The following is a 12,633-nucleotide window of genomic DNA, read 5'->3' as shown; positions in this document are numbered from 1 at the left end:
CAGAATGAGCACTACCAGCCTGATCCAACCCGACCGTGAATTGTTTTCCTATAAGCCTTATTGGGCCGAATGTTATGGCACCGCGCCGTTTTTACCGATGTCGCGCGAAGAGATGGATCAACTGGGCTGGGACAGCTGCGATGTGATCATTATCAGTGGTGACGCCTATGTCGATCACCCAAGTTTTGGTATGGCGATTATCGGCCGCATGCTGGAAGCGCAGGGCTTTCGCGTGGGCATCATTGCGCAGCCGGACTGGAGCAATAAAGAAGATTTCATGCGTTTGGGCAAACCGAACCTGTTTTTCGGCATCACCGCCGGCAACATGGACTCGATGATCAACCGCTATACCGCTGACCGCAAACTGCGTCACGATGATGCCTATACCGCCGGCAACGTGGGTGGCAAGCGTCCGGATCGCGCCACGCTGGTTTACAGCCAACGCTGTAAAGAAGCTTATAAAGATGTGCCGATTGTACTGGGCGGCATTGAAGCCAGCCTGCGTCGCATCGCTCACTACGATTACTGGTCGGATACCGTGCGCCGCTCGGTGCTGGTGGATTCCAAAGCCGACATGCTGATCTACGGCAACGGCGAACGTCCGTTGGTGGAAGTGGCGCACCGTCTGGCCGCCGGTGAAAAAATCAGTGAGATCCACGATATCCGTAATACCGCAGTGATGCGCAAGGGCGCATTGCCAGGCTGGACCGGCGTGGATTCTACCCGGATGGACAAACCGGGCCGCATTGAGCCTATTCCCAACCCTTACGGTGATGACCTGCCGTGTGCCGACGGCGGCAAGCCGGAGCCGGAAGCCAAGCCAGTCACCGTACGTGCTGCCAAGCCGAAGCCGTGGGAAAAAACCTACGTGCTGCTGCCGTCCTTCGAAAAGGTGAAGGCCGACAAGGTGCTGTACGCGCATACCTCGCGTATTTTGCATCATGAAACCAACCCGGGCTGTGCCCGTGCGCTGATGCAGTCACATGGCGACCGCTACGTGTGGATTAACCCACCGGCTATCCCGCTGACCACGCCGGAAATGGACAGCGTGTTTGCCCTGCCGTACCAGCGTATTCCGCATCCGTCCTATGGCAAGGAAACCATTCCTGCCTATGACATGATCCGTTTCTCGGTCAACATCATGCGTGGCTGCTACGGCGGCTGTTCATTCTGTTCGATTACCGAGCATGAAGGGCGCATCATCCAGAGCCGTTCGGAAGACTCCATTATTCGTGAAATCGAAGAGATCCGTGACAAGGTGCCGGGCTTTACCGGCGTGATCTCCGATCTGGGCGGCCCGACCGCCAACATGTACATGCTGCGCTGCACCAACCCGCGCGCAGAGCAGACCTGCCGCCGCGCCTCGTGCGTGTATCCGGAAATCTGTACCTACATGGACACCAACCACGAGCCGACCATCAAGCTGTATCGCCGTGCGCGTTCGCTTGAGGGCATCAAGAAGATCCTGATCGCCTCAGGAGTACGTTACGATCTGGCGGTAGAAGATCCGCGCTATATCAAAGAATTGGCTACCCACCACGTGGGTGGTTATTTGAAGATTGCTCCGGAACACACCGAGGAAGGCCCGCTGTCGAAAATGATGAAGCCGGGCATGGGCAGCTACGATCGGTTTAAACAACTGTTTGACCATTACTCCAAGCTGGCGGGCAAAGAGCAGTACCTGATCCCGTATTTCATCTCTTCGCATCCGGGCACCCGCGATGAGGATATGGTGAACCTGGCGCTGTGGTTGAAGAAAAACCGTTTCCGCCTCGACCAGGTGCAGAACTTCTACCCGTCACCGATGGCTAACTCCACCACCATGTATTACAGCGGTAAAAACCCGCTGAGCCGGGTTGGTTACAAGAGTGAAGATGTGGTGATACCGAAGGGCGATCGTCAGCGTCGCTTGCACAAGGCGCTGTTGCGTTATCACGATCCGGCCAACTGGGCGATGATCCGTACTGCGCTGGAAGAGATGGGCATGAAGCACCTGATCGGCAGCCGTCGCGAGTGTCTGGTGCCGGCGCCAAGCATTGACGAGCAGCGTGAAGCCAAGCGCTTGCAGCGCCATACTCGTCCGGCGTTGACCAAGCACACTGACATCACCCGTCAGCGTACGCCGTCCAATAAGCCGCCACGCAAGCCGATCCGCAACAGCAAGCCCTAACGGTTAAGTCAGCGTTAAACGAAAAGGAGAACCCTCGGGTTCTCCTTTTTTGCGTTTGAACATCACAATTGTTCGTAGGCGGCTTCCACTTTCATCAAATGGCGTGGCGCCTGCGAGGAAGGATGGTATTTACGGACATGCCAGTTAAAGGCTTCCGGCGACAGATTGTTAATCATTGAGATGGCCTGTTGACGGTTACTGGAGAAGGTCCGCAACAGTGCACCGGTGCCATTTACGTAGGCGATGATGGTGGCGTAACGCATGGTGACAGGATCCTCGATCCCTTTAAGCTGCTGTTTTTGCAAGGTGGCAATATAGGCGGCACCGAGATCGATATTGGTATCGGGATCCAGCAGATCGTCTTCGTCCGGGCAACCGCGTTTTCCTTTATAGCGATAGGCATCGCAACCGGCGGTATCGGCTTTCAGTTGCATTAAACCGATAGCATTTGACCGGCTGATGGCTGCCGGGTTAAAGCCGGACTCCACCTTGATCATCGCGGCGATCAGTTTTTGGTCGACATCGTATTTATCCGCAGCATCTTCAATCTCATCATCAAAAGCGTGAGCATCGTAGCTGGTGCGTGGTTTTTTGCTGGAACAACCGGCCAGGATCAGCATCAGGCAGACAATGCCTGCGCGTGACCAGCCTCGTAGAGTGGGGTTCATGGTGCTCCGTCTTGTTTTTGCTGGGATAAAGTCGGGCATCATAACATCTCCGTCAGTGCCTGTTCGACATACAGATAACCTATCCCCATCACCTGCTGTGCGCGCGTCAGTTGGCCAAAACCGATATGCGTGGCCTGAGCCTGGATTTGGTCGTGCCGATCGAAAGGGTTGAAACCGGTCTGGCTGATGATGGTGTCCAGCCAGGCCTGACCGAATCCACAGCTGCGACCATACAGATAAATACGGTTGATATTGAGGATGTTAAGGAAGTTATACAGGCTCAGCCCAATCGCCTGGGCGGCGCGTTGCACCAGCACCTGCAACGCAGCATCTCCCTGATGATAACGAGCAATCAGCTCGGCGGTGGTGGGGGTTTTAATCCTTTCGCCCTCCTGCTGTGCCCAGGGGGTGACTTTGAGCTGAATGCGGGCTTTTTTCTTCAGCGCCGACAGCGAAGCGATGGTTTCCAGACAGCCGTAGCGGCCACAGGCGCAGAGGCTGCCATCGGGGTCGATAATGGTATGGCCAATCTGACCGCTGCCAAACAGGCTGCCCCGGTAAATCTGCTGGTTAATCACGAACGAGGATCCTATACCGTAATCGACGTTAATCACGCAAAAGTCCTGCAGATTAGCGTTATTTTGCCACTTTTCCGCCAACCCCAGCATCACGCAGTCGTTATCCAGCAAAACCTCGGTCTTCAGACGTTCTTCCAGCAGGTATTTTATCTCTATCGGACCTTCCCACGGGGCCTGTGGCATGCGCTGCGATACCCCGGTCAGCGGGTTGACCTGGCCGTGGATCGACAAAGCGATTTTTAGCGGCATGCCCTGCTGGCGGCTGTGCAGATGGTAGATCTGCACCATTTCCTGCAGCATCGCCTGCGGAGTGGTAGCGACAATCGGCAGTGGGGTGAAAGCGCTGCAAGGTGTCATCAGGCCGTCGACCACGATGCTTTCAATCAGATAGGGGGAGACGTTCAGACACAGAATACGTTGCCCGGCGGCGGCGATGCGATAGCTGCCGCCCCCCAACCCGCGGCTGTGCAGGTTATGCGGATCGTGCTCTACCCGCTGCTCTTCCTGCAGTTCGTCGAGGATTTTGCCGACCGCAGGAATAGACAACTGCGAAAGCCGCGCCAACGTCGACTTGCTGGCAACCTTTTCCCGATACAGCAGCGCGCACAGCACCCGTTTATTAAAATTGCGCACCCGTTGATTGTTCAAACCTTGCAAGGCCATTCATTAAACCCCGTTTAGTGTATTGCGTGATGGTAGCGCATAAAGTCAGCAATTCTGTCATCTAGACTGCCTGAAACGCAATGTTCAGTATTTTTAGAGAGGAAAGCATGCACGGGACAGTCAAGGTTTGGCAAGAACAGGTTGAATTATCCACCTACGGTACCGGTGAGCAGGACTCGCACCCGATGTTCCTGGAAAACCGCGTCTATCAGGGATCTTCCGGCGCGGTTTACCCCTACGGCGTGATTGATACCCTGAGCGGTGAAAAATCCCTGCGCCGCTATCAGGCGGTCTATCTGGAAAACGACTACCTGCGAGTGATGTTGCTGCCGGAACTGGGCGGGCGTATTCACCGGGCTTACGACAAGGTGCAACAGCGTGATTTTGTCTACCACAACGACGTGATCAAGCCGGCGCTGGTGGGGCTGCTGGGGCCGTGGATCTCCGGAGGGATCGAATTCAACTGGCCGCAGCACCACCGCCCGACCACCTACATGCCGGTGGATTGTCAGACTCAGCAACAGGATAACGGTGCGCAGACCGTCTGGCTGGGGGAAGTGGAGCCGATGCGCGGACTGCAGGTGATGGTCGGTTTTACCTTGTATCCCGACCGTGCCTTGATCGAAATCAGCGCCAGGATCTTTAACGCCAACCCGACACCGCGTCATTTCCTTTGGTGGGCCAACCCGGCGGTGAAGGGCGGGGACGATCACCAGAGTGTGTTCCCACCGGATGTGACCGCCGTTTTTGACCACGGCAAGCGCGATGTGTCTTCGTTCCCTATCGCCACCGGCACCTATTACAAGGTGGATTACTCGGCCGGCGTGGATATTTCGCGTTACAAGAATATCCCGGTGCCGACGTCTTATATGGCGCACAAGTCGGACTATGATTTCGTCGGCGCTTATAGCCACGATGAGCAGGGCGGTTTGCTGCATATCGCCGATCACCATGTGTCACCCGGCAAGAAGCAATGGAGCTGGGGCCATGGTGAGTTTGGCCAGGCCTGGGATCGCAATCTGACCGACAGCAACGGCCCGTACATTGAGCTGATGACCGGGGTTTACACCGATAACCAACCGGATTTCACCTGGCTCGATGCCTACGAGGAAAAATGCTTCGTGCAGAATTTCCTGCCCTACAACACCCTGGGCATGGTGCAGAACGCCAACACCCGTGCGGCGTTGAAACTGGAAAGCGACGGCCGGCAGTTGGTATGGGGGCTGTATGCGGTTGCGCCTTTGCTGCAACATCGGCTGGTGATCCGCAGCGATAGCGACCAACAGTTGCTGCTCGACCGCCGTGTCGATCTCAACCCAGGGGCGGCGCTGTTGGAGACCCTGAGCGGTGATTTCCCGGGTCGCCTGACCATGGAATTGCTGGACGCACAGGGGCGCTGCGTACTCAGCTATCGTCAGCATAAGGCCGATCCGGCCGCAGAACTGCCGCAGCCTGCCCAAGCGCCACGGGAAGCCGGACAAATCGACAGTGCCGATGAGGCCTGGTTTATCGGCCAGCATCTGGAGCAATACAATCACGCCAGTCGTTCGGCATTCGACTATTACCAGCGCGGTCTGGAGCTGGATCCGCTTGATTATCGCTGCAATCTGGCTCTGGCGACGCTGGAATATAACCGCGCCAATTTCAAACGCGCCATCGCCTACGCTGACGATGCGCTGGCACGCGCACATCACCTAAACCGTAACCCACAGTGCGGATTGGCCAGCCTGATCCGCGGCTGCGCTCATGAACAATTGGGTGACGACAGCGCGGCCTATGAAGATTTTTACCGCGCCATCTGGAGCGGCAATGGTAAACCGGGTGGCTTCTACGGCTTGGCACGAGTCGCGGCACGGCGCGGGGATGATTCGCAGGCGCTGGAATTCTGTGAAAGCAGCCTGAGCGTTAATGCCAGCCATTACCCACTGATCGCCCTGAAGGCACTGCTGTTGCAACGCCTGGGTCAGGGGGAGCAGAGCCTGGCCTATATTGCGCAACAGCTGGCCGCTCGCCCATTGCATTACAGCCTGCATTACCTGCGCTATGCGCAAACCCGCGAAGCGGTCGATTTACAGCGTTTGCGGGCGGTGACGGGCTGCCGCGGTATCAATGCGCTGACGATTGCCGGCCAACTGTGTGAATGGGGGGCCAAACGGCAGGCGGTTGAACTGTTGACGCTGCTGGACAGTCAGGAAACCCTGCCACTTTATCTGCTGGCCAGCTTGTGCAAAGGCGAGGTGAGCGACAGTGAATACCAACAGTTGCTGGCGCAGGCGCGCGACAGCTTTATCCGACAGGTGCGCTTCCCCAATACCCTGAACGAAGTACAGATGCTGAGCCAACTGCCGGAGTGCGATTTTGCGCAGTACCTGTTGGGCTGTTTCCATTACAGCAAGCGCAACTACTTGCAGGCGGTGGCGTTATGGCAGCGCTGTGTCGAGCGACAGCCGGGGTTTGCCGATGCCTGGCGCAACCTGGGGATCTACAGCTTCAACAAGCTCCAGCAGCATGATGTCGCGCTGGAATATCTGCAACGGGCGTTTGCCCTGCAGCCCGATGATGCCCGGCTGCTGTTCGAACTGGATCAACTGAATAAGCATCTGCGGGCGGCCCCGGAACAGCGGCTGGCCTTGCTGGAACAACATTTACCGGTGGTGGCCAGGCGTGACGATCTTACTGCCGAACTGCTGAGCCTGTACAACCAGTGCGGGCGGCTGAGTGACGCGCAACAGATCCTGCAACAACGGCAGTTCCACCCGTGGGAAGGCGGTGAAGGCAAGGTCACCGGCCAGTACCTGATCAACCTGCAGCGGTTAGCGTTTCAGGCGCTGCAACAGGGTGAGTTGCTGCAGGCACATGACTTGCTGCAGTCGGCGTTGCACTACCCGCACAATCTGGGAGAAGGCCGCCTGGCCGGACAAAGCGACAATGATATTTACTATTGGCTCGGGATCGGTGCTGCCCGCCAGGGCAACCTCGACGCTGCCGCAGGCTATTGGCAACAGGCCTGCGCGGGGCACAGCGAGCTGACGCAAAGCCGCTATTACAACGACCAACCGGTGGATTATCTGTTCTATCGCGGCATGGCGCTCAGGCAACTTGGGCAGTCAACGCAGGCCGAACAGGTATTCACGCAAATGCAGCAATGGGTGCACCAACAGCCTGAGGTGTCGCCTGGCGCCGATTTCTTTGCCGTTTCACTGCCGGATCTGATGGCATTGGACAACGACCTGCAACAGGCTCATCAACAGCATTGCCTGCTGGTGACGGCGCTGGCGCAGTTGGGATTAGGGCAGCTAACGGCAGCGCAGCAAACGTTGAAAGCGTTGCTGGCGTGCAATCCGGCGCATGACAAAGCGCGTTTATTCAATGTACTGGCCGCAGCCTTAGCAAACTGATGCCCGAAGGAGGTTGATGTGACGAATAAACTGAACATGTCCTATGTCTGGACCATCTGCCTGGTCGCCGCCTGCGGCGGCCTGTTATTCGGCTATGACTGGGTAGTGATCGGCGGTGCCAAACCCTTTTACGAGGCGTACTTCGGCATTACCGATCCTGCGCAGTCCGGCTGGGCGATGAGCTCGGCGCTGGTGGGCTGTATTTTTGGTGCCCTGATCTCGGGGCTGCTGTCGGATCGTTTTGGCCGAAAGTTGCCGCTGGCGATCGCCGCGTTAACCTTCGTGATCTCCGCCTGGGGCACCGCCATGGCCACCAGCTTCGATGCCTTTATCTTTTATCGCATTGTCGGTGGGATCGGTATTGGCCTGGCTTCGGCCCTGTCGCCGGTGTATATCGCCGAGGTCAGTCCGGCGGCGCAGCGGGGTCGTTTCGTGGCGGTGAACCAACTGACGATCGTGATTGGCGTGCTGGCGGCGCAGTTGATCAACCTGTTGATCGCCGATCCGGTGGTGGCCAATGCCAGCCAGGCGGATCTGCTGGCCAGTTGGAATGGGCAGATTGGCTGGCGCTATATGTTTGGCGCTGAACTGGTACCGGCGCTGGCTTTCCTGCTGTTAATGCTGGCCGTCCCCGAATCACCGCGCTGGTTGGCGAAGGCCGGGCGTCATGAGCAGGCGCAGCGGGTATTGCGGCGTATCGGTAACGAACAATACGCACGGCAAACGCTGACGGAGATCCGCCAGACGCTGGACAAGGACAGCGGCAAGGTGCCATTCCGTGCTTTGCTGCGCGGGGATGTGCGACCGGTGCTGGTGATTGGCATTGTGCTGGCGGTCTTCCAGCAGTGGTGCGGTATTAACGTGATCTTCAACTATGCGCAGGAGATCTTCGCTTCGGCAGGGTTTGATATCAACGATACCCTGAAGTCGATCGTTGCCACCGGGTTGATCAACCTGATCTTCACCCTGCTAGCCTTGCCGCTGGTGGATCGCATCGGTCGACGCCGGTTGATGTTGATCGGCGCCTGCGGACTGACGGCTGTCTACCTGTTGATGGCGGCGGCCTACGCCTATGGTCTGTTGGGTCTGCCGGTACTGCTGCTGGTTCTGGTTGCCATCGCCATTTATGCCGTCACGCTCGCGCCGGTCACCTGGGTGCTGCTGGCGGAAATTTTCCCCAATCGTATCCGTGGCGCGGCGATGGCGGCAGGCACCTTTGCCCTGTGGGTCGCCTGCTTCGTGCTGACCTACAGCTTCCCACTGTTAAATGCTGCGTTAGGCGCCGCAGGCAGTTTCCTGCTGTACGGCGCGATCTGCCTGGCCGGAGCACTGTTTATCTACGCCAGAGTGCCGGAAACCAAAGGCATCACGCTGGAGGCGCTGGAGCAGCAGCTCGTCCCGACAGGAGCTGCCGCCGGCAAGGAAAAAGAGTTTACTTAACTCTGTTTAGTTTAATGCGTGATCCTGTGGTGAAAAGTAATCAACTTGATCATTTAGTGTAATGAGTTGGTGCTCTGGGACTGGGCCGCACTGGCGGCAAGTCCCGGCCATCAGTCGCAATAATGAAAATATGCAGCAAGGGGTTAATAAACATTAACTGGAGAACAACAATGTTGCTGAAAAAAATAAGACACATGATGTTAGCCATTACCGGGGTCATCGTTATTTTTAGTACAGGGGTGCAGGCCAAAGACGAGAAGATGACTATTGGCGCCATTTATCTTGATACCCAGGGATATTACGCCGGGGTGCGCTGGGGGGTACAAGACAGCGCAGACAAGGCCGGCGGCAAAATTGGCATTATAGAAACCAACGCACAAGGTGATGTTTCTAAAGAGAGTTCGTTTATCGATACCATGATCGCGCGCGATGTGAGTGCCGTGGTGCTCTCTGCCGTTTCAACCAATGGCAGCGTGCGGGCGATTAAACGTGCCCACGAAGCGAATATTCCGGTGATTTGTTACAACACCTGCATTAACGAGAAGGGTGTAGATAAATATGTCTATGCCTATCTGGTAGGGGACCCATATGAATTTGGTAAGAAACTGGGGAATAGCGCGGCCGATTACTTTATTGAGAAGAAAATAACGCAGCCGACTATTGCGGTAATTAACTGCGAGGCATTTGAAGTCTGCGTACAGCGCCGTAAAGGTTTTGAAGATGCGCTGAAGGCGAAAGTACCGGGCATGAAGATAGTCGCCAATCAGGAAGGTACGGTGCTGGATAAAGCGATATCGGTGGGTGAGAAACTGCTGATTTCATCCGGCAAGGTCGATGCTATTTTCGGTGAATCCGGCGGCGCTACGCTTGGTGCCGTTAAAGCCGTTCGCAATCAGAACAAGGTCGGGCAAACCGTGGTGTTCGGCTCGGATATGACCACTGAAATTGCCCAGGAGCTGGCAAACCGGCAAGTGCTGCAAGCGGTGGTGGATATCTCCGGCAAGAAGATGGGGGCATTGGCATTTGCTCAGGTGATGAGTGCCATTAACCGGCAGCCGGTCGCTCAAAAAGTGGTGCAGGTACCGATAGATCTCTATGCCACCACGCAGAGCGCGACTGACTGGCTGGCGACTCACAAAGATGGCTTACCTTGATGCAGGAGACTCCCATGAGCGACAGGGTCTTGAGCAGTCTGGCACAGCAACCGGTGGTGGCCTGTATCCAGTCCGGGCATAAACGCTACCCGGGAGTGGTAGCGTTGCAAGATGTTAATTTTACTCTGCGCCGTGGTGAGGTGCGCGCGTTACTCGGGAAAAACGGCGCGGGTAAATCCACATTAATCCGCATGCTCACCGGTAGCGAACGGCTGGATGCCGGGCAGGTCTTTATCGGTGAACAACAGTTGGATGGGCCGGAGGAACAGTTGACGCGCCGTGCCGCCAGGCTCGGTGTACGGGCTGTCTACCAGGAGTTAAGCCTGGTGCAGGATATGAGCGTAGCGGAAAATCTGTGCCTGGGCGTCTGGCCGCAGCGTGCCGGGGTGATTGATGCCCGGCGCATGGCAGAGCAGGCGAAACGGGCGCTGGACCGGCTGGGAGTCGATATCGATCCTCAACAATGGGTGCGTGATCTGAGCCCGGCGCAGCAGCAATTGGTGGAGATAGCCCGCGTTATTCAGGGGGATCCCAAAGTGGTGATCCTCGATGAGCCGACCAGTTCGCTGGCCAATGCCGAGGCGGATCTGGTGGCTGCGGCGGTGATGCGCCTGTCTGCTGCCGGCATTGCGGTGGTGTATGTCAGCCACCGGATGAATGAAATCCGCCGGCTGGCGTCCTCCTGTACCATCATGCGTGACGGTTGCGTGGCTGGAGATGTGGCGTTGGATAACACTTCAACTCAGCAGATTGTCGACCTGATGTTAGGCCATCAGGATCACCACACTCAGTGGGTCACGGCACCTGTCGGCGGCGAAACGGTGTTGGCGGTCAGGCAGCTATCGTTACCACCAAAATTGCATCAGGTCAGTTTTGAACTGCGGCGTGGTGAAGTCCTGGGCATCGCCGGGTTACTGGGGGCGGGCCGCAGCGAATTGCTGAAAGCGATTGTCGGCCTGACGCCCTTTACCGAAGGTGAACTGGTGTTGGACGGGGAAACGCTGATTGCCCCGAATTATGCCGGTATGCTCAAACGCGGTATGGCCTACACCCCGGAAAACCGTAAGGCTGAAGGCATCATGCCGCTGTTGGGGGTGGATGAAAACACCGTGATGACCGACAGCCGTGCGGTAAGCCGTTATGGCGTGCTGAACTGGCTGAAGATCAAACAAGCGACGTCGGCGATCGTCAGCCGTATGCGGGTGAAAACGGCAGCGACCGGTACGCCGATCGTGACGCTCTCTGGGGGTAACCAGCAAAAGGTGGTGATTGGTCGTTGGGTTTATGCCAGGAGCCGGATCTTATTGCTTGATGAGCCGACCCGTGGTGTCGATGTAGAAGCCAAAAATCAAATCTATCGCATCGCCCGTGAATTAGCGGCGGAAGGGAAAAGTATTATTTTCGTGTCCAGTGAAGTCGAGGAGTTACCTCAGGTTTGCGACCGGATCTTATTGTTACAGCAGGGAAGGATAGCGAAGGAATTTATCTCACCCGTGGACGTTGAACAATTGATGTCTGAAGTGCTGATGATCCAATAATTTTGCCGTTATTGCATACGCCGGAGGTAATGACAATGTCTACATTGGTACCTGAAATGAAAATAGCCAAGACCCATAAATTATCCAAGCATGCCAATGAGCTGGGCTTGCTGGCTATTATTATCGTGTTATATCTCGTGTTCTCTATTTATGCTCCCGGGTTTATTTCGCTGAACAATCAAATGAACATATTACGCGATGCAGCCACTATCGGCATTGCTGCCTGGGCGATGACGTTAATTATTATTTCCGGGGAAATTGACGTCAGTGTGGGGCCGATGGTGGCGTTTATATCCGTGATCCTGGCGTATTTGATGCAATACGCGATACCTCTGCCGATCGCGCTGATCTTGTCTCTGCTGTTGGGGGCAGCCCTGGGATCGGTTGCCGGGGTGCTGCGTGGCAGGTTCAACGTGCCGAGTTTTGTTGCCACGTTGGGGTTGTGGAGCGCATTGCGCGGCATGGGGCTGTTTATGACCAACGCGCTGCCGGTACCGATCGAAGAAAATACCGTGCTGGATTGGTTGGGCGGCCAGGTGCTGGGGCTGCCGGTGTCAGCGGTGATTATGCTGATCCTGTTCGTGGTGTTTCAGTTTATCAGCAAGAAAACCGCTTTTGGCCGTTCGGTATACGCGATTGGCGGTAACGCCGGCGCGGCACAACTGTGTGGGATCAACGTCAGGCGCATTCGCGTGCTGCTGTTCACCATCGCCGGTCTGCTGGCCGCAGTGACGGGCATTTTGCTGGCTGCACGCCTGGGTTCGGGTAACGCCGGGGCGGCCAGCGGTCTGGAGTTCGACGTGATTGCCGCCGTGGTGGTGGGCGGCACCGCCTTGTCCGGCGGACGTGGTTCAATGCTCGGTACCCTGCTTGGCGTACTGGTGATCACCCTGATTGGCAGTGGCCTGGTGTTACTGGGCATCAACTCCTTTTTCCAACAGGTGGTCAGGGGCGTCATTATTGTATTGGCGGTGCTGGTGAATATTATTGTGATGCAAAAGAACAGTAAGCAATAACATTTCAT

Annotated in this window: 8 protein-coding genes; 6 read left to right on the top strand and 2 right to left on the bottom strand. The window is 56.5% G+C overall.

The window, feature by feature from the left end:
• The first annotated feature begins 4 nt into the window (after positions 1 to 4).
• The gene (locus QOT07_RS21615) at positions 5 to 2,170 is read left to right on the top strand and encodes a YgiQ family radical SAM protein (RefSeq protein ID WP_099063301.1); all 2,166 of its coding nucleotides are present in this window, start codon (positions 5 to 7) and stop codon (positions 2,168 to 2,170) included.
• Positions 2,171 to 2,232: 62 nt separating this feature from the next.
• On the opposite strand, the gene QOT07_RS21610 is transcribed toward QOT07_RS21615, so the two are convergent.
• A complete protein-coding gene (locus tag QOT07_RS21610; protein ID WP_283603898.1) occupies positions 2,233 to 2,838 on the bottom strand; it encodes a transglycosylase SLT domain-containing protein in 606 nt (201 codons plus the stop codon).
• 38 nt (positions 2,839 to 2,876) lie between these two features.
• Complete coding sequence (locus QOT07_RS21605) at positions 2,877 to 4,079, bottom strand: ROK family protein (protein ID WP_283603897.1); 1,203 nt, start codon at positions 4,077 to 4,079, stop codon at positions 2,877 to 2,879.
• Between the two features lie 107 nt (positions 4,080 to 4,186).
• Between QOT07_RS21605 and QOT07_RS21600 the strand changes: the two genes are divergently transcribed.
• The 5 genes from QOT07_RS21600 (at position 4,187) to QOT07_RS21580 (ending at position 12,625) form a co-directional block, all read left to right on the top strand.
• Positions 4,187 to 7,477, top strand: a complete 3,291-nt coding sequence (locus tag QOT07_RS21600) for a DUF5107 domain-containing protein (protein ID WP_283603896.1) — start codon at positions 4,187 to 4,189, stop codon at positions 7,475 to 7,477.
• A gap of 36 nt (positions 7,478 to 7,513) precedes the next feature.
• Entirely contained in the window at positions 7,514 to 8,917 is a 1,404-nt protein-coding gene (locus QOT07_RS21595; protein ID WP_283604415.1) for a sugar porter family MFS transporter, read from the top strand.
• Between the two features lie 173 nt (positions 8,918 to 9,090).
• The gene (locus QOT07_RS21590) at positions 9,091 to 10,071 is read left to right on the top strand and encodes a substrate-binding domain-containing protein (RefSeq protein WP_390900032.1); all 981 of its coding nucleotides are present in this window, start codon (positions 9,091 to 9,093) and stop codon (positions 10,069 to 10,071) included.
• Between the two features lie 14 nt (positions 10,072 to 10,085).
• Positions 10,086 to 11,609 (top strand): sugar ABC transporter ATP-binding protein, encoded by a 1,524-nt coding sequence (locus tag QOT07_RS21585; RefSeq protein WP_198404429.1) that lies wholly within the window; start codon positions 10,086 to 10,088, stop codon positions 11,607 to 11,609.
• Between the two features lie 29 nt (positions 11,610 to 11,638).
• Entirely contained in the window at positions 11,639 to 12,625 is a 987-nt protein-coding gene (locus tag QOT07_RS21580) for an ABC transporter permease (protein ID WP_099063307.1), read from the top strand.
• Positions 12,626 to 12,633 lie beyond the last annotated feature (8 nt).

It is taken from the genome of Serratia proteamaculans, assembly GCF_949794035.1.
GTDB lineage: Bacteria > Pseudomonadota > Gammaproteobacteria > Enterobacterales > Enterobacteriaceae > Serratia > Serratia proteamaculans.
The sequence above is the reverse complement of the archived record's forward strand: the minus strand, read 5'-3'. Positions and strand labels throughout refer to the sequence as shown.